25 protein-coding genes, 4 tRNA genes and 1 pseudogene are annotated in these 24085 nt (G+C 72.9%); 7 read left to right on the top strand and 23 right to left on the bottom strand.

The genetic code is table 11. The annotated features are described in order from the left end of the window. Positions 1-34: 34 nt before the first annotated feature. The 5 genes from rplA to ABD335_RS19175 form a co-directional block, all read right to left on the bottom strand. Positions 35-754: a 50S ribosomal protein L1 gene (gene rplA, locus ABD335_RS19195; RefSeq protein ID WP_344324814.1), complete on the bottom strand. Its 720-nt coding sequence runs from the start codon at positions 752-754 to the stop codon at positions 35-37. A gap of 283 nt (positions 755-1037) precedes the next feature. After that, the gene (gene rplK / locus ABD335_RS19190) at positions 1038-1469 is read right to left on the bottom strand and encodes a 50S ribosomal protein L11 (protein WP_344324811.1); all 432 of its coding nucleotides are present in this window, start codon (positions 1467-1469) and stop codon (positions 1038-1040) included. 175 nt (positions 1470-1644) lie between these two features. Continuing rightward, positions 1645-2481: a transcription termination/antitermination protein NusG gene (nusG, locus tag ABD335_RS19185; protein ID WP_344324808.1), complete on the bottom strand. Its 837-nt coding sequence runs from the start codon at positions 2479-2481 to the stop codon at positions 1645-1647. A gap of 74 nt (positions 2482-2555) precedes the next feature. Continuing rightward, the gene (gene secE, locus ABD335_RS19180; protein ID WP_344324805.1) at positions 2556-2837 is read right to left on the bottom strand and encodes a preprotein translocase subunit SecE; all 282 of its coding nucleotides are present in this window, start codon (positions 2835-2837) and stop codon (positions 2556-2558) included. Between the two features lie 112 nt (positions 2838-2949). Then, a tRNA-Trp gene (locus ABD335_RS19175) sits at positions 2950-3022 on the bottom strand. A 223-nt stretch (positions 3023-3245) separates the two neighbouring features. Between ABD335_RS19175 and ABD335_RS19170 the strand changes: the two genes are divergently transcribed. Both ABD335_RS19170 and ABD335_RS19165 read left to right on the top strand, forming a co-directional pair. Continuing rightward, complete coding sequence (locus tag ABD335_RS19170) at positions 3246-4484, top strand: pyridoxal phosphate-dependent aminotransferase (RefSeq protein ID WP_344324803.1); 1239 nt, start codon at positions 3246-3248, stop codon at positions 4482-4484. Between the two features lie 127 nt (positions 4485-4611). After that, on the top strand, positions 4612-5658 hold the full coding sequence (locus ABD335_RS19165; RefSeq protein ID WP_344324801.1) for an adenosine deaminase: 1047 nt from the start codon (positions 4612-4614) through the stop codon (positions 5656-5658). A gap of 28 nt (positions 5659-5686) precedes the next feature. On the opposite strand, the gene ABD335_RS19160 is transcribed toward ABD335_RS19165, so the two are convergent. The 6 genes from ABD335_RS19160 to ABD335_RS19135 all read right to left on the bottom strand — a co-directional run bounded on the left by ABD335_RS19160 (position 5687) and on the right by ABD335_RS19135 (position 8320). After that, on the bottom strand, positions 5687-6742 hold the full coding sequence (locus tag ABD335_RS19160; protein WP_344324799.1) for a UDP-N-acetylmuramate dehydrogenase: 1056 nt from the start codon (positions 6740-6742) through the stop codon (positions 5687-5689). An 84-nt stretch (positions 6743-6826) separates the two neighbouring features. Then, the gene (locus ABD335_RS19155) at positions 6827-7261 is read right to left on the bottom strand and encodes a MaoC family dehydratase (protein ID WP_344324797.1); all 435 of its coding nucleotides are present in this window, start codon (positions 7259-7261) and stop codon (positions 6827-6829) included. 5 nt (positions 7262-7266) lie between these two features. Further along, complete coding sequence (locus ABD335_RS19150; protein ID WP_344324794.1) at positions 7267-7725, bottom strand: FAS1-like dehydratase domain-containing protein; 459 nt, start codon at positions 7723-7725, stop codon at positions 7267-7269. A gap of 152 nt (positions 7726-7877) precedes the next feature. After that, positions 7878-8042 (bottom strand): 50S ribosomal protein L33, encoded by a 165-nt coding sequence (rpmG, locus tag ABD335_RS19145; RefSeq protein ID WP_125496543.1) that lies wholly within the window; start codon positions 8040-8042, stop codon positions 7878-7880. Between the two features lie 87 nt (positions 8043-8129). Beyond that, positions 8130-8202: transfer RNA gene (locus ABD335_RS19140), tRNA-Met, on the bottom strand. Positions 8203-8247: 45 nt separating this feature from the next. Beyond that, positions 8248-8320 (bottom strand) — tRNA-Thr (locus tag ABD335_RS19135). Positions 8321-8532: 212 nt separating this feature from the next. On the opposite strand from ABD335_RS19135, the gene ABD335_RS19130 reads away from it, so the two are divergent. Both ABD335_RS19130 and ABD335_RS19125 read left to right on the top strand, forming a co-directional pair. After that, positions 8533-9831: an amidohydrolase family protein gene (locus ABD335_RS19130; RefSeq protein WP_344324789.1), complete on the top strand. Its 1299-nt coding sequence runs from the start codon at positions 8533-8535 to the stop codon at positions 9829-9831. Between the two features lie 29 nt (positions 9832-9860). Then, the gene (locus ABD335_RS19125; RefSeq protein ID WP_344324786.1) at positions 9861-10541 is read left to right on the top strand and encodes an SDR family oxidoreductase; all 681 of its coding nucleotides are present in this window, start codon (positions 9861-9863) and stop codon (positions 10539-10541) included. Between the two features lie 102 nt (positions 10542-10643). Here the strand turns inward: ABD335_RS19125 and ABD335_RS19120 are convergent. Further along, a tRNA-Tyr gene (locus tag ABD335_RS19120) sits at positions 10644-10725 on the bottom strand. Positions 10726-10903: 178 nt separating this feature from the next. Here ABD335_RS19120 and ABD335_RS19115 point away from each other — a divergent pair. After that, on the top strand, positions 10904-11392 hold the full coding sequence (locus ABD335_RS19115) for a YajQ family cyclic di-GMP-binding protein (protein WP_344324783.1): 489 nt from the start codon (positions 10904-10906) through the stop codon (positions 11390-11392). A gap of 64 nt (positions 11393-11456) precedes the next feature. Here ABD335_RS19115 and ABD335_RS19110 read toward each other — a convergent pair whose 3' ends face one another. Beyond that, positions 11457-12674 (bottom strand): cation:proton antiporter, encoded by a 1218-nt coding sequence (locus ABD335_RS19110; protein WP_344325673.1) that lies wholly within the window; start codon positions 12672-12674, stop codon positions 11457-11459. Between the two features lie 365 nt (positions 12675-13039). On the opposite strand from ABD335_RS19110, the gene ABD335_RS19105 reads away from it, so the two are divergent. Then, positions 13040-13438 (top strand): hypothetical protein, encoded by a 399-nt coding sequence (locus ABD335_RS19105; protein ID WP_344324780.1) that lies wholly within the window; start codon positions 13040-13042, stop codon positions 13436-13438. 126 nt (positions 13439-13564) lie between these two features. Next, a complete protein-coding gene (locus ABD335_RS19100) occupies positions 13565-14359 on the top strand; it encodes a restriction endonuclease (protein WP_344324777.1) in 795 nt (264 codons plus the stop codon). Here the strand turns inward: ABD335_RS19100 and ABD335_RS19095 are convergent. From ABD335_RS19095 to ABD335_RS19050, 10 genes and pseudogenes are all read right to left on the bottom strand, one after another. After that, positions 14356-14772: a YccF domain-containing protein gene (locus ABD335_RS19095; RefSeq protein WP_344324775.1), complete on the bottom strand. Its 417-nt coding sequence runs from the start codon at positions 14770-14772 to the stop codon at positions 14356-14358. The genes ABD335_RS19100 and ABD335_RS19095 overlap by 4 nt on opposite strands. Next, on the bottom strand, positions 14769-15632 hold the full coding sequence (gene htpX, locus ABD335_RS19090) for a zinc metalloprotease HtpX (protein ID WP_344324772.1): 864 nt from the start codon (positions 15630-15632) through the stop codon (positions 14769-14771). The genes ABD335_RS19095 and htpX overlap by 4 nt, the downstream gene beginning before the upstream one ends. A 154-nt stretch (positions 15633-15786) precedes the next feature. Next, on the bottom strand, positions 15787-17322 hold the full coding sequence (locus ABD335_RS19085; RefSeq protein WP_344324769.1) for an NADH-quinone oxidoreductase subunit N: 1536 nt from the start codon (positions 17320-17322) through the stop codon (positions 15787-15789). After that, positions 17319-18923 (bottom strand): complex I subunit 4 family protein, encoded by a 1605-nt coding sequence (locus ABD335_RS19080; protein ID WP_344324767.1) that lies wholly within the window; start codon positions 18921-18923, stop codon positions 17319-17321. The genes ABD335_RS19085 and ABD335_RS19080 overlap by 4 nt, the downstream gene beginning before the upstream one ends. Before the next feature lie 3 nt (positions 18924-18926). After that, positions 18927-21005, bottom strand: coding sequence for an NADH-quinone oxidoreductase subunit 5 family protein (locus tag ABD335_RS19075; RefSeq protein ID WP_344324765.1), 2079 nt, complete (start codon positions 21003-21005; stop codon positions 18927-18929). Beyond that, entirely contained in the window at positions 21002-21403 is a 402-nt protein-coding gene (nuoK, locus tag ABD335_RS19070; RefSeq protein ID WP_344324763.1) for an NADH-quinone oxidoreductase subunit NuoK, read from the bottom strand. The genes ABD335_RS19075 and nuoK overlap by 4 nt, the downstream gene beginning before the upstream one ends. Continuing rightward, positions 21403-22002 (bottom strand): NADH-quinone oxidoreductase subunit J family protein, encoded by a 600-nt coding sequence (locus ABD335_RS19065; protein ID WP_344324761.1) that lies wholly within the window; start codon positions 22000-22002, stop codon positions 21403-21405. Before ABD335_RS19065 ends, nuoK begins: the two co-directional genes overlap by 1 nt. Further along, positions 21999-22544 (bottom strand): NuoI/complex I 23 kDa subunit family protein, encoded by a 546-nt coding sequence (locus tag ABD335_RS19060; RefSeq protein ID WP_344324758.1) that lies wholly within the window; start codon positions 22542-22544, stop codon positions 21999-22001. The genes ABD335_RS19065 and ABD335_RS19060 overlap by 4 nt, the downstream gene beginning before the upstream one ends. Next, positions 22544-23503: a complex I subunit 1/NuoH family protein gene (locus ABD335_RS19055; RefSeq protein ID WP_344324755.1), complete on the bottom strand. Its 960-nt coding sequence runs from the start codon at positions 23501-23503 to the stop codon at positions 22544-22546. Before ABD335_RS19055 ends, ABD335_RS19060 begins: the two co-directional genes overlap by 1 nt. Beyond that, positions 23503-24085: pseudogene (locus ABD335_RS19050) on the bottom strand (NADH-quinone oxidoreductase subunit C); the annotation flags it as partial. The gene ABD335_RS19055 and the pseudogene ABD335_RS19050, both read right to left, overlap by 1 nt.

Below are 24085 nucleotides of genomic sequence, written 5' to 3'. Positions count from 1 at the left end.
GGGCCCGGCCGTTGCCCTCGGGGACGCGCCTGGATCAGGCGGCGGCCTCCTCCTCGGCCAGGAGGTTGCGGGTGCGGTTGGGGTCGACCGGAATGCCGGGGCCCATCGTGGTGGTGACGACGGCCTTCTTGATGTACCGGCCCTTGGCGGCGGACGGCTTCAGACGCAGGATCTCGTCCAGCGCCGCCGCGTAGTTCTCCACCAGCTGCTTCTCGTCGAACGAGACCTTGCCGATGATGAAGTGGAGGTTCGCGTGCTTGTCCACGCGGAACTCGATCTTGCCGCCCTTGATCTCGGTGACGGCCTTGGCGACGTCCGGGGTGACGGTGCCGGTCTTCGGGTTCGGCATCAGACCACGGGGACCGAGCACACGGCCCAGGCGGCCGACCTTGCCCATCAGGTCCGGGGTGGCGACGACGGCGTCGAAGTCCAGGCGTCCGCCCGCGACCTCCTCGATCAGTTCGTCGGAGCCGACGATGTCGGCGCCCGCGGCTTCCGCGGCCGCGGCACGGTCGCCGGTCGCGAAGACCAGGACCCGGGCGGTCTTACCGGTGCCGTGCGGGAGGTTCACGGTGCCGCGCACCATCTGGTCGGCCTTGCGCGGGTCGACGCCCAGGCGCATGGCGACCTCGACGGTCGCGTCGAACTTGGTCGGGGAGGTCTCCTTGGCGAGACGGATGGCCTCCAGCGGGGCGTACAGCCGCGTCCGGTCGACCTTGGCGTCCGCACTGCGGAAAGCCTTGCTGCGCTTCACTTCTGCTCCAGATTTCTTCGGTGTGAGGAGTCGTGGTCCAGGGGGCCAGCGCCTGACCCTGCCACTCTCTCGAACTGTGCCCGGGCCGCCTCCGCGCGCTGTGACCCGGTGTCGACGCGTCTCCGGCTTCGCCGGCGGGGTGTCCCACCCGCCGTGCCGCCGTGCGTCTTCGACACCGGCGCGCCCTTCGGCTCGCCCGCTTCACGGGACGCCGTGGAGCGAGGCCCGGCGTGCACTTCGCGGAGTACCGCGCCGGAGGGCGGAGTACCGCGAAGAGAGCGGATCAGCCCTCGACGGTGACGCCCATGGAACGGGCGGTGCCGGCGATGATCTTCTCGGCGGCGTCGAGGTCGTTGGCGTTGAGGTCGGGCATCTTGGTGGTGGCGATCTCACGCACCTGCTCGCGCGTGATCTTCGCGACCTTCTTGGTGTGCGGCTCGCCGGAGCCCTTCTCGATGCCCGCGGCCTTGAGGATCATCTTCGCGGCCGGCGGGGTCTTGGTGACGAAGGTGAAGGAACGGTCCTCGTAGACCGTGATCTCCACCGGGATGACCCAGCCGCGCTGCGACTCGGTCGCGGCGTTGTAGGCCTTGCAGAACTCCATGATGTTGACGCCGTGCTGACCCAGCGCGGGGCCGACCGGCGGGGCCGGGTTCGCGGCACCGGCCTGGATCTGGAGCTTGATCAGCCCCGTGACCTTCTTCTTGGGAGGCATGTTCTCTCCGGGTCCTAGTGAGAGGTGGTGATTCCCCCGGCGGGTCGAATCCACCCGCACGGAGGCATACCGCACCACGATAGCCGGTACCGCGGCGCGGCCGGAAACCGGCCAGGTCAGGCCCACCCGAGAGTGGACCTGACCTGGCCGGAAGCGATCGACCGGAAGAACCGGGTCAGTTCTTCTGGATCTGGTCGAAGCTGAGCTCGACCGGGGTCTCGCGACCGAAGATCTCGACGAGGCCCTTGACCTTCTTCGAGTCGGGGTTGATCTCGTTGATCGTCGCCTGGAGGGTCGCGAACGGACCGTCCGTGACCGTGACCGAGTCGCCGACCTCGAAGTCCAGGACCTGGACCTCGACCTTGCGGCTGGGCGCGGCGGCACCCTCGCCGCCCTCGGCGGCGGCCTTCTCCTCGGCCTCGGGGGCGAGCATCTTGACGACCTCGTCCAGGGTCAGCGGGTACGGGTCGTAGGCGTTGCCCACGAAGCCGGTGACGCCCGGGGTGTTGCGGACGACGCCCCACGACTCGTTCGTCAGGTCCATGCGCACCAGGACGTAGCCCGGGAGCTTGTTCTGACGGACGTTCTTGCGCTCGCCGTTCTTGATCTGGACGATCTCTTCCTCGGGCACCTCGGCCTGGTAGATGTAGTCCTCGACGTTCAGCGAGACGGCGCGCTGCTCCAGGTTGGCCTTCACGCGCTTCTCGTAGCCCGCGTAGGTGTGGATGACGTACCACTCGCCGGGGAGGTGGCTCAGCTCCTCGCGGAGGGCCGCGACCGGGTCGACCGGCTCCTCCTCCGCCTCCTCCGCCTCGTCGACGGACTCGGCGCCATCGGCCTCGTCGTCGGACTCGTCGGAATCGGCGTCCTCCCCGACCCGCTCGGTCAGGGTGCCCTCGGCGGTGTCGGCAGCTTCGGCCCCGTCGACGCCGCCCGTCGCCTCGACGACGTCGGGCGCGGTGCCATCGCCCTCGGCGGAGTCGACGGCGTCGTTCAGGTTCGGGTCAGACACGGTGGCTGCTTCTTCCTGGCTTCAAGGGGTCGAACATGCGGAAAGGTGCCCGGGAAGCTCCCTCCGCGGGCGGATCAGCCGAAGACGTACGTGACGGCCTTCGTGAATCCCCAGTCAATCACGGTCACCAGGCCGATGACGATGACGACGAAGACGATCACGACGGTGGTGTACGTCGACAGCTGACGCTTCGTGGGCCAGACGACCTTGCGCAGCTCCGCGACGATCTGCCGGTAGAACAGCGCGAGACGGCCCAGAGGGCCCTTCTTCGCGCGCTTGCCACCGCGCCGGGGCTTCTTGTCGTCCTGCGACCGCCCGGGCTCGGGGACCTCGATGGAGTCCGTGATCTCCGCCACTCGTCCTCACCTGCATCCGGGTCCTGGCCGCGTGCCGTGCCGCGTCCGGCCCGGCCGTACGGCGGTGCGTCCAGTACGTACACGTGCACGCACCTGCTCCAGATGCGTGTAGCAGGGCCGGAGGGACTTGAACCCCCAACCGCCGGTTTTGGAGACCGGTGCTCTACCAATTGAGCTACGACCCTTTGTCGCCCCCCAACCTACAGCATCCGAACGGACCCGCGGAGTACGCGGTTCGCCGGATGATCGGTCGGGACCAACGACGGTGAGTGTACGTGCTTCGCGCGCCGCCGTCGAACACGTAACCCCGGACCGGTCCGAACCTCCCCCGTCCCCCCGGCGCCTTTCCACCCAAACCCGTGTGCAACCCGCGTGCCGGGGCCTCCCCCGGTCTGCGACGATGCCCCTATGACCGCTGCAACCCCTCCCCACCAGTCACCCACCGAGCGCCGGGTCTCGGCCCGGATCGGCTCGATCTCCGAGTCCGCCACGCTCGCCGTCGACGCCAAGGCCAAGGCCCTCAAGGCCGCCGGGCGGCCGGTGATCGGCTTCGGCGCGGGCGAGCCGGACTTCCCGACGCCCGACTACATCGTCGAAGCCGCGGTGGAAGCCTGCCGGAACCCGCGCTTCCACCGCTACACCCCGGCCGGCGGGCTCCCCGAGCTGAAGGAGGCCGTCGCCGCGAAGACGCTGCGCGACTCCGGCTACGCGGTCGACGCCTCCCAGGTGCTGATCACCAACGGCGGCAAGCAGGCCATCTACGAGGCCTTCGCCGCGATCCTGGACCCGGGCGACGAGGTCGTCGTCCCCGCGCCGTACTGGACCACCTACCCCGAGTCGATCAAGCTCGCGGGCGGCGTCCCGGTGCCCGTGGTCGCCGACGAGACCAGCGGCTACCGCGTCTCCGTGGAGCAGCTGGAGGCGGCCCGCACCGAGCGCACCAAGGTGGTGCTGTTCGTCTCCCCGTCCAACCCGACCGGCGCGGTCTACTCCCGCGCGCAGGCCGAGGAGATCGGCCGGTGGGCCGCCGAGCACGGGCTGTGGGTGCTCACCGACGAGATCTACGAGCACCTGGTCTACGGCGACGCGGAGTTCTCCTCGCTGCCGGTGCTCGTCCCGGAGCTGGCCGACAAGTGCATCGTGGTCAACGGCGTGGCCAAGACGTACGCCATGACCGGCTGGCGCGTGGGCTGGGTCGTCGGCCCCAAGGACGTGGTGAAGGCCGCCGCCAACCTCCAGTCGCACGCCACCTCCAACGTCTCCAACGTGGCGCAGGCCGCCGCGCTGGCGGCCGTCTCCGGCGGTCTGGAGGCCGTGGCGGAGATGCGCGAGGCGTTCGACCGCCGCCGGAAGACCATCGTGCGGATGCTGAACGAGATCGAGGGCGTCACCTGCCCCGAGCCGGAGGGCGCCTTCTACGCGTACCCGTCGGTCAAGGGCGTGCTCGGCAAGGAGATCCGCGGCAGGCGGCCGACCACCAGCGTGGAGCTGGCCGAGGTGATCCTGGAGGAGGCCGAGGTCGCGGTCGTCCCCGGTGAGGCGTTCGGCACCCAGGGCTACCTGCGGCTGTCGTACGCGCTGGGCGACGAGGACCTGGTCGAGGGCGTCTCCCGGATCCAGAAGCTGCTGGCCGAGGCGCGGGACTGACACGGCGGACGCACGCCGCGCGGGCCTCCCGGAGCACGCTCCGGGAGGCCCGTCCGCGTGTTCGGGCCGGTCCCCGATCGTGGCCCGCGACTTTCGGGCGTGTCGCCGCGTACGGCAAAATCCCTGGATGGAGAGTGTTCGCGACGTCCGCAAGCTGCCGAAGGCCCACCTGCACCTGCACTTCACCGGATCGATGCGGCCCAGCACCCTGCTGGAGCTCGCCGACAAGTACGGCGTCCACCTGCCGGACGCCCTGAGCAGCGGCCGTCCGCCGAGACTGAGGGCCACGGACGAGCGGGGCTGGTTCCGCTTCCAGCGGCTGTACGACATCGCGCGCTCCTGCCTGCGCTCGCCGGAGGACATCAGGCGGCTGGTCCGCGAGGCGGCCGAGGAGGACGTGCGGGACGGGTCGCGGTGGCTGGAGATCCAGGTCGACCCCACCTCGTACGCGCCGCGGCTGGGCGGGCTGATCCCGGCGTTGGAGATCATCCTGGACGCGGTGGAGACGGCGAGCCGGGAGACCGGGCTCGGGATGCGGGTGCTGGTCGCCGCGAACCGCGTCAAACACCCGCTGGACGCCCGCACCCTGGCCCGACTGGCCGTGCGCTACGCCGACCGCGGGGTCGTCGGCTTCGGGCTCTCCAACGACGAACGGCGGGGTTTCGCCCGCGACTTCGACCGGGCCTTCGCCATCGCGCGCAGAGGCGGCCTGCTGTCGGCCCCCCACGGCGGCGAGTTGTCGGGGCCGTCCAGCGTCGCCGACTGCCTGGACGACCTCCACGCGAGCCGCGTCGGGCACGGGGTGCGGGCCGCCGAGGACCCGCGGCTGCTGAGGCGGCTGGCCGACCAGCAGGTGACCTGCGAGGTGTGCCCGGCGTCCAACGTGGCGCTGGGCGTCTACGACAAGCCCGAGGACGTGCCGCTGCGGACGCTGTTCGAGGCGGGTGTGCCGATGGCGCTGGGCGCCGACGACCCGCTGCTGTTCGGCTCCCGGCTGGCCGCCCAGTACGAGATCGCGCGCAGACACCACGGCTTCACGGACGCGGAACTGGCGGAGCTGGCACGGCAGTCGGTGCGCGGTTCGAGCGCGCCGGAGGACGTCCGCAAGGAGATCCTGGCGGACGTCGACGCCTGGCTGGCCTCCCCCGCGGAGGCGGAGGAGGCGGCGGCCTGACGGAGGGCCGGGCCCGGACGGGCCCGGCTCAGAGGGAGCAGCCGACGGTCACCGGCTCGTTGACCAGCGTCACCCCGAAGGCCGCGCGCACGCCGTCGCGGACCTCGCGGGCCAGGGCGAGCAGGTCGGCGGTGGTGGCCGAGCCCCGGTTGGTCAGGGCGAGGGTGTGCTTGGTGGAGATCCGGGCCGGCCCGTCGCCGTACCCCTTGGCGAAGCCGGCCCGATCGATCAGCCAGGCGGCGGAGGTCTTCACCAGGCCGTCTCCCGCCGGGTAGGCGGGCGGGACGACGTCCGGGCCCAGCCGCTCGGCGACGCGGGCGAGGAAGGCCGCGTGTTCGGCCTCGGTGAGGACGGGGTTGGTGAAGAAGGAGCCGGCGGACCAGGTGTCGTGGTCCTCCGGGTCGAGCACCATGCCCTTGCCGGCGCGGAGTTTGAGGACGGTCTCGCGGGCCCTGGCCACGGGGACCCGCTCGCCCACCTCCACGCCCAGCGCGCGGGCGGTCTCGGCGTAGCGGATGGGCGCCGAGAGCCCGTCCGCGTCCTCCAGCTCGAAGCGGACGCGCAGCACGACGAAGCGGGTGGGGTCGGCCTTGAAGCGGCTGTGCCGGTAGGAGAAGCCGCACTCGGAGCCGGGGATGGCGACGGTCTCGCCGACGCGGCGGTCGTAGGCGACGACCTCGGTGATCGTGGAGGAGACCTCCTGGCCGTAGGCGCCGACGTTCTGGATGGGGGTGGCGCCGGCGGAACCGGGGATTCCGGCCATGCACTCGATGCCCGCCAGCCCCGCCTCGACCGTGCGGGCCACGGCGTCGGACCAGTTCTCGCCCGCGGCCAGTTCCAGCCGGGTGCCCTCCAGGCGGAAGCCGGTGGTGGCGATGCGCAAGGCGGTGCCGTCGAAGCCCTCGTCGGCGATGACGAGGTTGCTGCCGCCGCCGATGACCAGCAGTGGCGTGCCGTCGGCGTCGGCGGCCCGGACCGCCTCGGTCACCTCCTCGTCGGTGGTGGCCGTGATCAGGCGTCTCGCCGGGCCGCCCAGCCGGAAGGTGGTCAGCGGGGCGAGGGGGGCGTCGTGGAGTTCCTGCACGGGCCCAAGACTACGAGAGCGGCCGTGCGCCCACCGGCACGGCCGCTTCCCGCGGTGCGGGGTCCCGTGGTGCCGGGGCCCCGGTCAGGCGAGTCGGACCACCGCGCGGGACATGCCCAGCACCTTCTGGCCGGCGCTCGTCGCGACGAGGTCCACCCGGACGGTGCGCTCCTCGTCGTCCAGCTTGGCGGCGACCTTCCCGGAGACCTCGATGGTGGCGCCCTTGTCGTCGTCGGGGACGACGACGGGCTTGGTGAAGCGCACGCCGTACTCCACGAGCGCGCCCGGGTCGCCGGCCCAGTCGGTGACCACGCGGGCGGCCTCGGCCATGGTGAACATGCCGTGCGCGATGACGTCGGGGAGGCCGACCTCGCGCGCGAACCGCTCGTTCCAGTGGATCGGGTTGAAGTCGCCGGAGGCGCCCGCGTACCGCACGAGTGTGGCGCGTGTCACGGGGAAGCTCCGCGCGGGGAGTTCGGTGCCGACCTCGACGTCCGCGTACGCGATCTTCGCTGTCATCCGCGTCACTCCCCCTGCTTCTCCGCCGCGCGGGCCACCAGCTTGGTCCAGGCGGTCACCACGTGCTCGCCCGCCTCGTCGTGCACCTCGCCGCGGATGTCCAGGACGTCGTTCCCGGCGAGTGACTTGATCGACTCGATCGTGGAGGTCACCGTGAGCCGGTCGCCGGCGCGCACCGGCCGCGTGTAGGCGAACTTCTGGTCGCCGTGCACCACCCGGCTGTAGTCCAGCCCGAGCAGCGGGTCCTCGACGACCGCTCCGGCCGCCTTGAAGGTGATGGCGAAGACGAAGGTGGGCGGGGCGATCACGTCGGGGTGGCCGAGTTCCGCGGCCGCCCGCGGGTCCGTGTACGCGGGGTGGGTGTCCCCGATGGCCTCGGCGAACTCGCGGATCTTCTCCCTGCCGACCTCGTACGGTGCGGTGGGTGGATAGCTCCGCCCCACGAAGGACTGGTCGAGCGCCATGGCCCGGTACCTCCATACGGCTTGCTGGTGGACAGCTTCTTGCTGGGTGCGCCCTGCCCGCCGCGCGTCCGACAACGCCACGAGGCCGCCCCCGCAACGGGGGCGGCCTCGTGATGACGTCGATGTGAGCGCGGCGGCCCTGCCGTCGCGGCTTATCGCGTCTCGCGGTGCGTGGTGTGCGCGTTGCAGCGCGGACAGTGCTTCTTCATCTCAAGACGGTCCGGGTTGTTGCGCCGGTTCTTCTTGGTGATGTAGTTCCGCTCCTTGCACTCCACGCAGGCCAGCGTGATCTTCGGGCGGACGTCGGTGGCAGCCACGTGAGTGCTCCTTGACGAACGAGACGGTTTAACGCAGGAAGAGTAGCCGATCGGAGGACCGACCCCGCAATCGGCTACTGGATGAGGTAGCGGTGACCGGACTCGAACCGGTGACACAACGATTATGAGCCGTTTGCTCTACCGACTGAGCTACACCGCCGCGATGCGGGTGCCCCCCGCCGGAACGGGGGACCTCTCACATCAGAGCCCCAATACGGAATCGAACCGTAGACCTTCTCCTTACCATGGAGACGCTCTGCCGACTGAGCTATTGGGGCGAGCGATGAAGACATTACACGGTCGGAGCGCCGAACGTGAAATCCGTATCGGTCACACCTCCGTCCGGCCCTGTCCCCGCCCTCCCACCGGGCTACTCCTCCGGCCATTGGTACGACTTATCGGGCTTCCGTGCGCTGCCGGCGCCCCGCCGCGCCGGCCTGGTCCTAGGCTCGGTCCACACCAGCGATCATGAGCGAACCGCGGGAGCCCCATGCCCGAGAGCCAGCCGCAGGAACCGCCGGAGCCCGATCGCGACACCGCCCCCGGACCGACCGCCCTCCTCCTGAGCGGCGCCCGGCTCACCGACGGGCGCACCGTGGACGTGCGGATCGGCGGCGGCCGGATCGAGGCGGTCGGCGCCGCGGGCAGCCTGTCGTCCCCGGGCCCGGTGCCCCCGTGGACCACCCGTGTCGACCTCACCGGCTACCTCCTGCTGCCGGCGCCCGCCGAGCCGCACGCCCACTACGACACCGCGCTGACCGCCGACCCGGACCACGCCCCGTCCCCGCACGCCTCCCGCGGCCCCGACGACCCCCGGCGCGTCCAGCGGCGCACCGCCGAGGCGGCCCTGCTCCAGCTCGGCCACGGCGCCACCGCCCTGCGCACCCACGTACGGGTCGGCGGGGCCGCCGGGCTGGACGTCCTCCGGGCCGTGCTCCGGGCCCGGCGCGCCCTGCGGGGGCTGGCCGACCTCACCGTCGTCGCGGTGCCCGGAGCGCTGACCGGCGCGGCGGGGGCGGACGGCCGGGCGGTGCTGCGCGACGCGGTGGAGCTGGGCGTGGAGGCGGTCGGCGGCCGGCCGGACCTCGACCCCGACCCGGCGGGCCACCTGGAGACCGTGCTGGCGGTGGCGGCCGAGTACGGCCGGGCGGTGGACCTCCACGTCCGCGGCGCGGACCCGGCCCGGCTGTCCCGGTTCGCCGCGCTGGCGGGCGGGCTGCGGACGGGGGTGGTCGTCGGCCCCTGCGACGGCCTGGCGCGGCTGCCGTACGAGATCGCGGCGCGTACGGCCGAGGCACTGGCGGCGGCCGGGATCACGGTGGTCTGTCTGCCGCAGGGCGGCTGCGGACTGCTGGGGCGCGTCCGCCCCACGACGCCCGTGCGGCTGCTGGAGGCGGCGGGCGTGCGGGTCGCCGCGGGCGGCGGCGCGCTGCGCGACACGGCCAACCCGGTGGGGCGCGGCGACCCGCTGGAGGCGGCCCACCTGCTGGTCTCGCGCGACGAGGTCCGCCCCGAGGCGGCGTACGAGGCGGTGAGCACGCGGGCGCGGGAGGCCCTGGGGCTGCCCCGGGTGCGGATCGAGCCCGGCTTCCCGGCGGAACTGCTGGCGGTGCGCGGCGGCACTCTCGCCGGGGCGCTGTCCCTGGCGTACAGCCGTCTGGTCGTCCACCGCGGCCGGGTGGTGGCCCGGACCAGCGCGGTGCGGGAGTACTGCGACGCCGTCGGCGCCGCCGACGCGGTGGACGGTCACGCCGCCGAACTGGGGCTTCCCCGCCAGTCACAGCGCTGAGCGGGCCCTCGGAGGCGTACGGTCGGATCATGCGCACAGTCATCGCTGGTGGACACGGTCAGATCGCGCTGCGGCTGGAGCGGTTGCTCGCCGAGCGCGGGGACGAGGTCGCGGGGCTCATCCGGCGACCCGAGCAGGCGGACGACCTGCGTTCGGTGGGGGCCGAGCCGATCGTCTGCGACCTGGAGTCGGCGTCCGTGGAGGAGGTCGCCCGGCATCTGGAGGGCGCCGACGCCGCGGTCTTCGCGGCGGGCGCCGGCCCGGGCAGCGGCGCGGCCCGCAAGGACACCGTGGACCGCGCGGCCACCGTCCTCTTCGCGGACGCCGCCGAGCGCGCCGGGGTGCGCCACTTCCTCGTCGTCTCCTCCATGGGCGCGGACCGGGAGCCCCCGGCCGACACCGAGCCCGTCTTCGCCGCCTACCTGCGCGCCAAGAAGGCCGCGGAGGAGGACGTGCGGCGCCGCGTCGACCTGGACTGGACGATCCTGCGCCCCGGCCGCCTCACGAACGAACCGGGCACCGGCCGCGTGAGGTTGGGCCCCCAGGTGGAGCGCGGCGACGTCACGCGCGACGACGTGGCCGCCGTTCTCCTCGCCCTCCTGGACGACCCCCGCGCCGCACGGGTGACGCTGGAACTGACCGGCGGCGACACCCCGATCGACCAGGCGGTCGCGACGCTGGGCGTGCAGGCGACGGAGGTTCCGGACTGAGGGACGGACCGTGTCGTTCCCGGGGCGGTGTCCCCGGGAACGACACCCCGGGAACGGCGACGGCCCCCGACCGTTGGAAGGTCGAGGGCCGTTTCCGGAGAGTGGCGGCGCTAGGATTCGAACCTAGGAAGGCTGAGCCGGCAGATTTACAGTCTGCTCCCTTTGGCCACTCGGGCACACCGCCTGGTTTGCCGCCCCGGAGTCGTTCCCCGCGGCAACGCGCACAACAATACCCGATGGTGGGGGGTGCTTCGCCACCTGGTTGTCCGGCGGTGAACGGCCGTGTCACGTGGTTAGGCTGACGGGCGCGTGCCGCGCGCGGCCGCACCCCGACGGATCTACGCACGAGGAGCCAATCCACGATGGCCGACTCCAGTTTCGACATCGTCTCGAAGGTCGAGCGGCAGGAGGTCGACAACGCCCTCAACCAGACCGCCAAGGAGATCTCCCAGCGCTACGACTTCAAGGGCGTGGGCGCCTCCATCGCCTGGTCCGGCGAGAAGATCGAGATGCGCGCCAACTCCGAGGAGCGGGTCAAGGCGGTCCTCGACGTCTTCCAGTCCAAGCTGATCAAGCGCGGCATCTCGCTGAAGTCGCTGGACGCCGGGGAGCCCCAGGCGTCCGGCAAGGAGTACAAGCTCTTCGCGTCGATCCAGGAGGGCATCTCCCAGGAGAACGCCAAGAAGATCGCGAAGATCATCCGCGACGAGGGGCCCAAGGGCGTCAAGGCGCAGGTGCAGGGCGAGGAGCTGCGGGTCAGCTCCAAGAGCCGGGACGCGCTGCAGGAGGTCATCGCCCTGCTCAAGGGCAAGGACTTCGACTTCGCGATCCAGTTCACCAACTACCGCTGAGCGGTGGGGGCCGGCCTCCACCGGTCGGACACCCGCCGGGCCGGCGGGTGTCCGTGGCGGACCGTCAGCGGTCGGCGCCCACCGGCTCCGCGGGCGCCTCCTCCCGTGCCCGCGCCTTCCGGCCCTTCTCGGGCCGGCCGCCGGGCAGGACGCGGTCCAGCACCCCGGCCAACCAGTGGGAGCGGCCCGCGGCCAGGGGAGCGAGCACGGCGAGGACCAGCACGTAGCCCGCGATGAACGGGGAGAGCCGCTCGTCCAGGCCGGCGGTCGCGGCCATGGTCGCCAGGATGAGCGCGAACTCGCCGCGGGCGGTCAGGGTGATGGCCACGTTGGCCGTCGGCTGCGGTCCGAACCCGTACATCCGGGCGGTGAAGAGGGCGGAGAGCAGGTTCATCACCAGCGTGATCGCCACCGCGACGAGGACGGGCACCAGCACGCTCGGCAGGTCACCGGGGTCGATGGACAGGCCGAAGGCGAAGAAGAAGATCGCGGCGAAGGCGTCCCGCAGCGGGTTGACCAGCTCCCGGATGCGGTCCCCGGAGGACGTGCTGCCGAGCATCAGGCCGACCATGAAGGCGCCGATGACGTCGGCCACCCCGAACTCCTCGGCGACGCCCGCCATCAGCACCGCGGCTCCGAGGAACGAGACCACCAGCAGTTCGTTGTCCTTGGTCGCGATGAGCCGCCCGATCAGGCCGGTGCCCCAGCGGGCCAGGGTGGCGAGCACCAGCAGGAAACCGAACGCCTTGCCCGCCTGGCCGACCGCGGAGGCCATGCTGTCGGCGCCGGATATCACCGGCTGGAGAGCGGCCAGGTAGAGGGCCAGGAAGATGTCGTCGATGACGATGATGCCGAGGATGGCCTTGGTCTCGGGATTGCCGATGCGCCCGAGGTCGACCAGGACCTTGGTGATGATCGCCGATGACGAGATGCCGAGCACGCCGGCGAGGACGAGGGCCTCGGAGGTGCCCCAGCCGAGGCCGAAGCCGAAGGCCAGACCGGCGCCCACGTTCAGCACCAGGTACACGACTCCGGCCAGGACCAGTTTCCTGCCGCCGTTCTTGAGGTCGTCGAGGTGGAACTCCAGGCCCAGGTAGAACAGCAGCAGCACCAGGCCGAGGGCCGAGAGCATCTCCAGATCGTGCGGGTCCTCCACCAGGACCAGACCGGGAGTGTGCGGGCCGAGGAGCGCCCCGGCCAGGATGAACAAGGGGATCGTGGGGAGCCCGATCCGACTTCCGAGCCGGGCGAGCACGGCGGCGGCGACGAAGGCGCCGCCCATGGCGAGCAGGGTGTCCGCGTGCCCCATGGGGCGGTCACCTCCTGGGCGTGACGGCGGAAAGCGGGCGGGGACCGGATCGGGCGGGCGTCAGCGAGCGAATGGCTTCCTCCTGGGCGTCCGGACGGGTCGGTCAATCGAGCGTCAAGAAAGGTTCAAAGTTTAGTTTACCAAACTACCTTCTGCGCTTTTCCGCCAAAAGGGGACATATCTACATGTCTTGATTGTGCTGGATCCCCCTCCGACGCTCCTCCGGGGCCCGCGGGCGAACCGCCCGATCCCGAGGAAGGCGGCCGGGAAGGTTGGGGACGCCGCCGCTCCGGGCACCCGGGTGCGGACCGTCCCGCGCCCACGCGCCAGGAGGACGCATGAGGGAGAAGACCGTACGGACCGCCCTGCCGGCCGCGCTGCTGTGCGGCGCGTTCGCGCTCGTCGCCTGCGGGGAGGACGGCGGCGGGAGCAACGAACTCACCGGCGCGGCCGTCCGCGCCGCCGCCGCCCAGGCCGGGGAGGCCGCCTTCGAGCGGGCCGGGCACCCCATCGACGGCAACCTCGACTGCGCCGACGAGGGCAGCGGCGAGAACCTCCGCCTGACCTGCGACGGGAAGACCCGGGACGGCCAGGACGCCAGGCTGACCGCCGAGGCCGACAGGAACCCGGAGATCGACACGAGCGACGGGGTCAAGATCGAGGGCTTCGACGTCGTCGGCACGGTCGGGGGCGATCAGGTGATCAACCAGAAGGGGTGCCTCGGCGTCGGCTGCTGACGGCGTCCGGTCGTCGAAGGGCCGGCCGTCGAAGGGCCGGCCGTCGAAGGGCCCGGTTGTTGAAGACGGCGATGCGGGGCAGACGGCAGTAACGATCTGTCCGAACCGCCGGAAGGATCACCGCCGATGGCCACACCCGCCCGCCGTACGCGCCCCCGGAACCGCGGACCCGCCTTCGACCTGCGGCGGACGACCCTGGGCTTCGTCCTGGCCGCGATCCTCCTGGTCTGCGCGGGGTCCGTGGCGCGCGCGGTGGCCGGAGCGGTCGAGCGGCATCCGGCCGCGGTCGTCGCCGTCTGCCTGCTGTGCGCGCCGGTGGCCGTGGCGGTCCTGCGCGGCGGACGCCGCTTCCGGGCCGCCCGGGCCGCCCGCCGGGCCGTCGGGGCCCTGGCCGAGGGCGCCGAGACCGCGCTGGAGACGCTGGAGGCCACGGCGCCCTCCCCGGCCGGGCACGCCCCCGGACACGCCCCTGCACACACCGCCGAGGCCGCTCCCGAGCGGGCGGAACCCTGGCAGGCGGTGGACCACGACGCCATGGCCCCGGAGGAGTTCGAGCGGGCGATCGCCGCCCTGTGCGAACGGGACGGCTGCCGGGACGTGGAGGTCGTCGGAGGCGCCGGCGACCTGGGCGCCGACGTCCTCGCCACCGCCCCGGACGGACGGCGCGTCGTCGTCCAGTGCAAGCGCTACGGCGAGACCAACAAGGTCGGCTCGCAGGACGTGCAGCGCTTCGGCGGCACCTGCTGGACCGTCCACGGAGCCCAGGTCGCGGCCGTGGTGACCACCAGCGGCTTCACGGCGCCGGCCGTCGAGTACGCCGAGCGGTGCGGCATCGTGTGCGTCGACCGCGCCGCCCTCGCCGCCTGGAGCGACGGCACCGGGCCGCCGCCCTGGGCCGGCCCCGCGGCGCCGCGCGTCTAGGCGACCGGGTTCCGGCTCCAGCGGTAGGAGGGGTACGCGGCGTCGCTGCGGACGATCTCGCGGCCCAGCGGCGTCAGCGAGACGGGGACCAACATGAAGTGGGCGATCCCGAACGGGATGCCGATCAGGGTCAGGCAGAAGCCGATGCCCGCGACGATGTGCCCCAGCGCCAGCCAGATCCCGGCGAAGACCAGCCAGACGACGTTGCCCACCCCGGAGGCGATGCCCGCGTCGCGCCGCTGGACGACCCGGTGGCCGAAGGGCCACAGGGCGTAGGCGGCGATCCGGAAGCAGGCGATCCCCCACGGGATCGTGATCACCAGCACGCAGCAGACCAGGCCCGCGACCGCGTATCCGAGGGCCATCCACAGCCCGGAGAAGACCAGCCAGACGAGGTTGAGCAGCGTCCTCACGCGCGCCCTCCCGCCATCTTCTCCAGCCGGGCGATGCGGTCGCTCATCGGCGGATGGGTGGAGAACAGCCGGGACAGCCCGTCGCCCGGGCGGAACGGGTTGGCGATCATCATGTGGCTCGCCGTCTCCAGCCGCGGCTCGGGCGGCAGCGGGAGCTTCCGCGTGCCGGCGTCCAGCTTGTCCAGGGCGGAGGCGAGGGCGAGCGGGTCGCCGGTGAGCCGGGCGCCGGAGGCGTCCGCCTCGTACTCCCGGGAGCGGCTGACCGCGAGCCGGATCAGGGACGCGGCGACCGGGCCGAGCAGCACGATCAGCAGCATGCCCAGCAGACCGGGACCCTCGTCGTCGTCCGACCGGCCCACCGGGATCAGCCAGGCGAAGTTGACCAGGAACATCACCACCGAGGCCAGCGCGCCCGCGACGGACGAGACGAGGATGTCGCGGTTGTGGACGTGGCTCAGCTCGTGCCCGAGGACGCCGCGCAGCTCGCGCTCGTCGAGGAGGCGCAGGATGCCCTCGGTGCAGCAGACGGCGGCGTTGCGGGGGTTGCGGCCGGTGGCGAAGGCGTTGGGCGCCTGGGTCGGCGAGATGTACAGGCGCGGCATGGGCTGGCGGGCCGCCGTGGACAGCTCGCGGACCATGCGGTAGAGGCCCGGGGCCTCGAACTCGCTGACCGGGCGGGCCCGCATCGCGCGCAGGGCCAGCTTGTCGCTGTTCCAGTAGGCGTAGGCGTTGGTGCCGATGGCGACGACGAGCGCGATGACCAGACCCGTACGGCCGAAGAAGCCGCCGATGACGATGATGAGCGCGGACAGCCCCCCGAGGAGCAGGGCCGTCTTCAGCCCGTTGTGCCGGCGGTGCACGGTACGCCCTCCAGGTGGTGCGGCAGAGGAACCCCTCGGTGTGACCCTTGTGTGCCCCTCTTGTGCTGGTGTCTCCGCCTTTCGACGGATTCGGCGGACCCTTCCTGAAAGGTCAACGCCATGCGAGGGTGCTGGGTTCCCGGGGCGTCGCCGTCTAAAGCAGCACGTCGGCGGCGAAGCGCATGACGAGCTGCGGAACACCCGAGAGGACGACGCCCAGTGCGGCGGCCACCCCGATGGCCGCGGTGAGCGGCCCGGCGACGCGCGGCCGGACGCCGGGCGCCGGCGCCGGCGCCGGCTCGGCGGGGGCGCGGAAGAGCACCGCCGTCCACGCCAGGTAGTAGTACAGGGCGATCACCACGTTCACCGCCATCACCACCGCCAACCAGCCCAGGCCCGCGTCCACGACCGCCGAGAAGACCACGACCTTGGCGAACAGGCCGACGATCCCCGGCGGCAGCCCGGCCAGGCACAGCAGGAAGAAGGCCAGGGCGAGGGCGGCCGCGGGGTGGGTGGCGTACAGGCCGCGGTAGTCGGTGATCCGGTTGGCGGCGGCGGTCCGGCCGACGTGGACGGCGACGCCGAAGGCGCCCAGGTTCACGGCGGCGTACATCAGGGCGTAGGCGACGGTCGCGCCCACCGCCGTCCCCGGCTCGTCCGCGTACGCCGCCGCGGCGATCGGCACCAGCAGGTAGCCGGCCTGGCCCACGGAGGACCACGCCAGCAGGCGCACCGCGCCGTGCGCGCGCTCGGGGCGCTGCCGCAGCGCGGCGACGTTGCCCGCGGTCATGGTGAGGGCCGCCAGGACGGCCAGGGCCGGGCCCCAGAGGTGGTCGTGGGACGGGAACGCCTCGACGGTCACCAGGATCAGCCCGGAGAAGCCCACCGCCTTGCCGATGACGGACAGGTAGGCGGCCACCGGCAGCGGCGCCCCGACGTAGGTGTCCGGCACCCAGGAGTGGAAGGGGACGGCGGCGGTCTTGAAGGCGAAGCCGACCAGGGTGAGGACGACGCCGGCGGCGGCCAGGGTCCCCAGCCGCGGGTCGACGTCGCGCAGCCCGTCCGCGACCCGGACCAGGTGCAGCGAGCCGGTGGCGGCGTAGACGAAGCTCACGCCCAGCAGGCTGACGGCGGTGGCGGTGACCGAGGAGAGGAAGAACTTCAGGGCCGCCTCGGAGGAGCGTCCGTCTCCGCGGCGGAGCCCGACCAGGGCGAACGACGGCAGGGAGGCGACCTCCAGGGCCACGATCAGGGTCGCCAGGTCGCGGGAGGCGGGCAGCAGCGCGGCGCCCGCGGCGGAGGACAGCAGCAGGAACCAGTACTCGCCGGCCGGCAGCCGCTCGTCCCGCACGGCCGCCGTCGACAGCAGGACGGTCAGGAGCGCGGCGCCGAGCACCAGGAACTGGACGGCCACGGCGAACGGGTCGGCGACGTAGGAGCACGCCCCCGGGTCGGTGGTGAGGCAGAAGGTCGCGCGGTCGCCGGCGAGCGACGGCGACAGGGAGAGCGCGGCGAGCGCCAGGAAGGCCCCGGCCGCCCACCCGAGCAGCGGCTTGCGGCGCTCGGGGAGGAAGAGGTCGGCGACCAGGACGACCAGGGCGCCCAGCGCGGCGAGGGTGGGCGGGGCGATCGCGAGCCAGTCGACCGACTGGACGACGTTCCCGGCCGGCACCCGGGCGAGCACGGTCATCGGCTGACTCCCGGCAGGAGGGTCTGCACGGCCGGTTCGGTGAGCCCGAGGAGGAGCGCGGGCCACAGTCCGGCCAGGACGGTGAGGACGACGAGCGGCGTCCAGGCGGCGAACTCGTGGGCGCGGACGTCGGCGAGGGCGAGGGTCGCCCCGGAGGTGGGCGGCCGGCCCATGCAGACCCGGCGGACGACCACGAGCAGGTAGGCGGCGGTCAGCAGGGTGCCCAGGGCGCCGACGGCCATGTAGACCAGGTACGCCGGACGGCCGAGGCCGTCGGCGGGGTGGTACGCGCCGAGCAGGGCGAGCATCTCGCCCCAGAACCCGGCGAGCCCGGGCAGCCCCAGGGAGGCCACCGCGCCGAAGGCGAGCAGTCCGCCGAGCCGGGGGGCGCGTCCGTACAGCGCGGCGCCTCCCCCGTTCTCGTCGCCGTCGAGCGCGAGCCGGTCCAGGTCGGTGGTGCCGGTGCGCTCCTTGATCGCGCCGACGAGGAAGAACAGCAGGCCGGTGATGAGGCCGTGGGCCACGTTGGCGAACAGCGCGCCGTTGACGCCGGCGCGGGTGAGGGTGGCGATGCCCAGCAGGACGAAGCCCATGTGGCCCACGGAGGAGTAGGCGATGAGCCGCTTGAGGTCGCCGCCGTTCCCGCGCCGCGCCAGGAAGAGGCAGGCCAGCGACCCGTAGACGATGCCCGTGACCGCGAAGGCCCCCAGGTACGGGGCGAGGGTGTGGATGCCGTCGGGCGCCATGGGCAGGACGATCCGGACGAGGCCGTAGGTGCCCATCTTCAGCAGCACGCCCGCCAGCAGGACCGAGCCGACGGTCGGGGCCGCGGTGTGGGCGTCGGGCAGCCAGCTGTGCAGCGGCCACATCGGCGTCTTGACGGCCAGGCCGATCCCGATGGCGAGGGCGGCCGAGAACTGGACGGTGTGGCTCACCCCCCGGCCGTGGTTCGCGGCGAGCGCCGTCATGTCGAAGGTGGGGCCGCCCGGCGCGTTCAGGCCGAGCAGCAGCAGCCCGAGCAGCATCACCACGGAGCCCAGCAGCGTGTAGAGGACGAACTTCCGCGCGGCGGCCTCCCGCCCCTCGCCGCCCCAGCGGGCGATGAGGAAGTACATCGGGATCAGGACCGTCTCGAAGGCGAGGAAGAACAGCATCAGGTCCAGCACGGCGAAGGTCGCCAGCGTGCCGAACTCCAGGACGAGGAGGAGCGCGACGAACGCCGCCGGACGCGGGCCCTCGGGCGCGCGGTGGTAGCTGTACAGGGCGCACAGGAAGGTCAGCAGCGCGGTCAGCACGACCAGCGGGAGCGAGACGCCGTCGACGCCGAGGTGGAGGCGGACGTCCAGCGCCGGGATCCAGGGGAGGTCGGTCTCGGCCTGCACCGTCCCCGGACGGTCGTGGTCGAAGCCGAGCGCCAGCAGGACGGCGGCGGCGAGGACGGCGCCGGTGACGGTGACGCCGTGGCGGAGCACGGCCTGCTCGGGGCTCCGGCCCCGCAGTCCGGGCGGGGCGGGCAGGAGGGCGGCGACCGCGCCGACCAGGGGCAGCACGACGACGGCCAGGAGGAGGAGTTGCGCCAGGGTGTCGTTGAGGGGGATCACTGGTCACGCTCCGGCGGCGACGAGGACGGCGGCCACGGCCAGGACGAGGGAGCCGGCGAGGAGGACGCCGAGGTAGGTCTGCACGTTGCCGGTCTGGGCGCGGCGCACGGCCGCGCCCAGCAGCCGGGCGGTGCCGCCCGCGCCGTCGACGTAGGTGTCGACGACCTCACGGTCGAGGAAGCGGACGAGCCGGGCCGCGGCCCGGATGGGCCGCACGGCGACGGCCGCGTACACCGCGTCGAGGTGGAAGCCGCGGGCGGCGTGGCGGTGCAGGGGGCCCAGCAGGACGCGGCCGGGGTCGGCGGGGTCGTCGGCCGCCGCGATGTCGCCGTAGGCGGGCCGGTGGGTGGCGATGGCCTCGGCCTCGGACGTCGAGAACTGCGGCACGGGGCCCGTCGACGAGAGGTGGTGGCCGGGCGACGGACGGGAGGGCTCGGCGTCCGGGTGGGCGGCCATGGCGCCGAGCGGGACGCGGGCGGCGACCTTCGCGGTGGTGTGCCGCCAGGCCGCGTAGACGACCAGGGCGCCGGCGGCGGCGAGGCCGGTGGCCAGGACGGAGGTGGTGAGGGTGGGGGCGAGGCTGCCGCCGTCGAACCAGTCGGGCAGGGCTCCGTAGAGGAGTCCGACGGCGATGGTCGGGCCGGCCAGCACCCACAGCACGGTGTTCATCACGGCCGGCGGACGTTCGTGGTCGGGGGCCTCCTCGCCGCGGCCGTGGAAGGCGAGCAGCCACAGGCGCGCGGCGTACGCGGCGGTGAGGAAGGCGGTCAGCAGCCCGGCGAGGAGGACGGTCCAGGCCACGGCGGTCGGGACGGCGTGGCTCGCCGGGGTGGCGGGGGCGAGGGCGGCGTGCTCGGCGGCGCCGAGGACGGCCTCCTTGGAGAAGAAGCCCGCGAAGGGCGGCACGGCGGCGAGCGCGAGCAGGGCGACGGTCATCGTCCAGTAGGCGTCCGGCACGCGCCGGGCGAGGCCGCCCGTGCGGGCCGTCGCGGCGAGCGAGTTGGTGCCGGCGGCGTGGATGACCACGCCCGCGGCGAGGAAGAGCAGCGCCTTGAACACACCGTGCGAGATCAGGTGGAAGACGGCGGCGCCGCGGTCGGCGACGGCCAGGGCGCCGATCATGTACCCGAGCTGGCCGACGGTGGAGTAGGCCAGGACGCGTTTGATGTCGTCCTGGGCGAGGGCGGCCAGCGCCGAGCCGACCATGGTGACGGCGGCCATCGCGGCGAGGACGGCGAGCGCGACGGCGGAGGCGGTGAAGACGGGCAGCAGCCGCGCGACGACGTAGACGCCGGCCGCGACCATGGTGGCGGCGTGGATCAGCGCGGAGACCGGCGTCGGGCCCGCCATCGCGTCCGGCAGCCAGGTGTGCAGCGGGAACTGCGCGGACTTGCCCGCGACCCCGGCCAGGAGCAGCAGCGCGACGACGGTGGGGTGGTCGAGCTCGAAGGAGGACAGCGGGGAGGTGAGGCGGGTGACGATCGTGCTGATGCGGAACGTGCCGGCCTCGGAGCCCAGCGCCAGGATGCCGACGATGAACGGCACGTCGCCCAGCTTGGTGACGAGGAACGCCTTGAGGGAGGCGGAGCGGGCGGCGGCGGTCTCCCAGTAGTGGCCGACCAGGAGGTACGAGCAGATGCCCATGACCTCCCAGCCGACCAGCAGCACGATCAGGTCGTCGCTGTAGACGACCAGCAGCATCGCGGCGGTGAAGAGGGAGACCAACGCGGCGTAGGAGGGGTAGCGCGGGTCGTCGCGCAGGTAGCCGGTGGAGTAGATCTGCACGCAGGTGGCGACGGCGCCGACGAGGACCGCGACGAGGACGGCGAAGCCGTCGAGGTGGAAGGCCAGCTCGATCGGCAGGGCGTCGTTGCCGGTGGGGGTGAGGAGGGTGGCGCCGGTCAGGGCGTCGCCGCCGCCCTGGCGCAGGGCGACGGCGACGGCGAGCACGGTCGAGACGAGGGTGGGCAGGACGGCCAGGGGGCGCGTGTAGGCGGGGAGGCGGCGGCCGAGGAGGAGCCCGGCGAGAGCGCCGAGGAAGGGCAGCAGCGGGACGAGGACGGCGAGGGTCGTGGTGGTCACGCGGTGGCCTCTCCCCTGGTCAGGCGCGTGTCGACGGGATTGTCGGTGCCGGCTGCCACACTGGTTTCGTCACTCTCCGTGGTGGGCTCGTCGGTCTCGGCGAGGGCGCGGAGCCGGTCGATGTCGGAGGTGCCCCGATTGCGGTACACCAGCAGCACGATGGCCAGGCCGATGCCGATCTCGGCGGCGGCGATGGCGATGGTGAAGAGGGTGAGGGCCTGGCCCGCGTGGAGGGTGTCGCGGAGCCAGACGTCGAAGGCGACGAGGTTGAGGTTGACGGCGTTGAGCATCAGCTCGACCGACATCAGGACGAGGATCGCGTTGCGCCGGGCGAGGACGCCGTACAGGCCGGTGCAGAACAGCAGCACGGCGAGGACGGCGGGATAGGCGAGGTGCATCAGCGTCCCCCTCCGTTCCTCGTGCCGTCGCCCCCGGTCCGGCCGTCCCTCCGGCGCGACAGGACGATCGCGCCGACGAGCGCGGCGAGCAGCAGGACGGAGAGGGCCTCGAAGGGCAGCACCCAGTGCCGGAAGAGGATCTCCCCGGTGACGCGGGTGGTGCCCTGCGGGCCGCCCGCGTCCAGGTCGATCCAGGTGGCGCGGAAGGCGTCCACGACCACGGTGACCAGGGTGACGGCGGCGGTGACGGCGACGGCCAGGGCGACGGGGCGGTTGCCGGAGTCGGCGCCCGGTGAGCGCCCGATGGGCGCCTTGGTGAGCATCAGGCCGAAGAGGAGGAGGACGACGACGGACCCGACGTAGATCAGGACCTGCACCCAGGCGATGAACTCGGCGGACAGCAGCAGGTACTCCACGGCGATCCCGCCGAGCGCCACCACCAGCCACAGCGCGGCGTGGACGAGCTGCCTGCTGGTGACGGAGACGACGGCGGCGCCGAGGGTGAGGACGCCGACGAGGAGGAAGAGGACCTCCACGCCGGTGGGCGACAGGAAGCCGGGGGCGTCGGCCGCGAGCCGCGCCGCGGTGGCGGTGCTCACGCGTCGCCCTCCCGCTGCCCGGCCTCCCGCTGCCGCTTCTCGGCGGCCTTGCGGGCGGCGGCGATCTCCTTGGGCTCCTCGGCGGCCGGGTCGAGCGGCGGCGGGGCGGGCACGGTCCACATCCACTCGCGCAGCCGGTCGCGTTCGTGGGTGAGTTCGCGGATGTCGGTCTCGGCGTACTCGAACTCCGGTGACCAGAACAGCGCGTCGAAGGGGCAGACCTCGACGCAGATGCCGCAGTACATGCACAGGGCGAAGTCGATGGCGAAGCGGTCGAGGACGTTGCGGCTGCGCTCGCGTCCGCCCGGAGTGGCGGGCGGCACCGTCTCCTTGTGGGAGTCGATGTAGATGCACCAGTCGGGGCACTCGCGGGCGCACAGCATGCACACCGTGCAGTTCTCCTCGAACAGCCCGATCACCCCGCGGCTGCGCGGGGGCAGTTCGGGCTGGGCGTCCGGGTAGTGCGCGGTGACCGAGCGCCGGGTCATGGTGCGGAGGGTGACGGCCAGACCCTTGGCCAGGCCGCTGCCGGGGAGGGCCATTACTGGATCACCACCTTGACCACGCCGGTGAGCGCGATCTGGAGGAGGGCGAGGGGGACGAGCACGGTCCAGGCGAACCGCTGGATCTGGTCCTCGCGCAGCCGGGGGTAGCTGACCCGCAGCCAGATGACGACGAAGGCGAGGACGGCCGTCTTCAGCAGCGTCCACAGCCAGCCGAGGTCGTCGGCGAACGGCCCGTGCCAGCCGCCGAGGAACAGCACCGCGGTCAGCGCGGAGAGGACGACGATGCCCGCGTACTCGGCGAGCAGGAAGAAGGCGAAGCGCAGACCGGTGTACTCGGTGTACGCGCCGAAGATGATCTCGGAGTCGGCGACGGGGGCGTCGAAGGGCGGGCGCTGGAGTTCGGCGAGCCCGGCGGCGAAGAAGACGAAGGCGCCGATGATCTGCCACGGCACCCACCACCACTCGAACGCCTCCAGGATGCCGGTCAGCGAGACGGTGCCGGCGGCCATGGCGACGGAGGCGGCGGCGAGCAGCAGCGGCAGTTCGTACGCCATGAGCTGGGCTGCCGTCCGCAACCCGCCCAGCAGGGAGAACTTGTTGGCCGAGGCCCAGCCGCCCATGAGGGAGCCGAGCACGCCGACGCCCATCACGGCGAGCACGAAGAAGATCCCCGCGTCGACGGCCTGGCCGACCATGCCGTCCGGTCCGACCGGGATCGCGACCAGCACCAGCAGGTACGGGATGAGGGCGACGGCGGGCGCGAGCCGGAAGATCGCGCGGTCGGCGCCCTCGGGGACGATGTCCTCCTTCTGCGCGAACTTCACCCCGTCGGCGACGAGTTGGGCCCAGCCGTGGAAGCCGCCCGCGTACATCGGGCCGACCCGGCCCTGCATGTGGGCCATGACCTTGTGCTCGGTCTGTCCCACCAGCAGGGGCAGGACGAGGAAGGCGAGGAGGACGGCCAGCAGCCGCCAGGCGACGTCGAGCACGTCCATCAGGCGCCGCCTCCCGTCGTCCCGTCCGGACCGCTGTCCTCGCCGTCCGCGTTCTCGCCGTCCGCGTCGTCCGCGCGGTCCGTTCCCCTCGCCTCGTCGTCGCCCCTGCCGCCGCCGTCGGGCCTCCGGGCGGGCCGGGCGGCGCCGTCCTCCTCGGGGGCGTTGGCCACCGAGGCGCCGCCGCCCTCGGAGAGCGGCGTCTCGGCCCGCTCGTCGCGTTCGTGCACGCGGCGGGCGGCCTCGTCCGACGTCTCGCCCGCGGGCGCCGTGGGCCCGGTCGGCTCCGACGCCCTGAGCCAGGGGGCGTCCGTGCTGCGGCGGCCCGGTTCCGCCGCGGAGCGCTGACTGGCGGACCCCTCCGACGCGCTGCGCATCCGGCGGGCCGGGCGGTCCGGCCGGGCGGCCGGGGCGCCCTCCGCCCGCTGACCGGCCGAGCCCTCGCTCGCGCTGCGCGCGCGGCGCGGTCGCGGTGCGGAGGTCTCGGAGGACTCCGCGGGCACGGCCCCGGCGGCGCGTTGGCTCGCCGACCCGGCGCTCGCGCTGCGCATCCGGCGCGGTCGCTCGCCCGCGCCGCCCGCCGCG

Origin of the sequence: Streptomyces macrosporus (genome assembly GCF_039533145.1) — a bacterium.
GTDB lineage: Bacteria > Actinomycetota > Actinomycetes > Streptomycetales > Streptomycetaceae > Streptomyces > Streptomyces macrosporus.
Note: the sequence above shows the minus strand (reverse complement) of the source record. Positions and strands in the feature narration are given on the sequence as shown.

Coding starts and splice junctions, on each gene's coding strand:
- ABD335_RS19115 (WP_344324783.1), top strand. CDS start 10,904: ATGGCCGACTCCAGTTTCGACATCGTCTCGAAGGTCGAGCGGCAGGAG.
- ABD335_RS19055 (WP_344324755.1), bottom strand. CDS start 23,503: ATGGACGTGCTCGACGTCGCCTGGCGGCTGCTGGCCGTCCTCCTCGCC.
- ABD335_RS19150 (WP_344324794.1), bottom strand. CDS start 7,725: ATGGCGCTCGACCAGTCCTTCGTGGGGCGGAGCTATCCACCCACCGCA.
- nuoK (WP_344324763.1), bottom strand. CDS start 21,403: ATGCACCTCGCCTATCCCGCCGTCCTCGCCGTGCTGCTGTTCTGCACC.
- ABD335_RS19100 (WP_344324777.1), top strand. CDS start 13,565: ATGGCCACACCCGCCCGCCGTACGCGCCCCCGGAACCGCGGACCCGCC.
- ABD335_RS19125 (WP_344324786.1), top strand. CDS start 9,861: ATGCGCACAGTCATCGCTGGTGGACACGGTCAGATCGCGCTGCGGCTG.
- ABD335_RS19110 (WP_344325673.1), bottom strand. CDS start 12,674: ATGGGCGGCGCCTTCGTCGCCGCCGCCGTGCTCGCCCGGCTCGGAAGT.
- rplK (WP_344324811.1), bottom strand. CDS start 1,469: ATGCCTCCCAAGAAGAAGGTCACGGGGCTGATCAAGCTCCAGATCCAG.
- ABD335_RS19085 (WP_344324769.1), bottom strand. CDS start 17,322: ATGACCGTGCTCGCCCGGGTGCCGGCCGGGAACGTCGTCCAGTCGGTC.
- ABD335_RS19170 (WP_344324803.1), top strand. CDS start 3,246: ATGACCGCTGCAACCCCTCCCCACCAGTCACCCACCGAGCGCCGGGTC.
- ABD335_RS19165 (WP_344324801.1), top strand. CDS start 4,612: ATGGAGAGTGTTCGCGACGTCCGCAAGCTGCCGAAGGCCCACCTGCAC.
- ABD335_RS19130 (WP_344324789.1), top strand. CDS start 8,533: ATGCCCGAGAGCCAGCCGCAGGAACCGCCGGAGCCCGATCGCGACACC.
- ABD335_RS19105 (WP_344324780.1), top strand. CDS start 13,040: ATGAGGGAGAAGACCGTACGGACCGCCCTGCCGGCCGCGCTGCTGTGC.
- ABD335_RS19060 (WP_344324758.1), bottom strand. CDS start 22,544: ATGGCCCTCCCCGGCAGCGGCCTGGCCAAGGGTCTGGCCGTCACCCTC.
- ABD335_RS19155 (WP_344324797.1), bottom strand. CDS start 7,261: ATGACAGCGAAGATCGCGTACGCGGACGTCGAGGTCGGCACCGAACTC.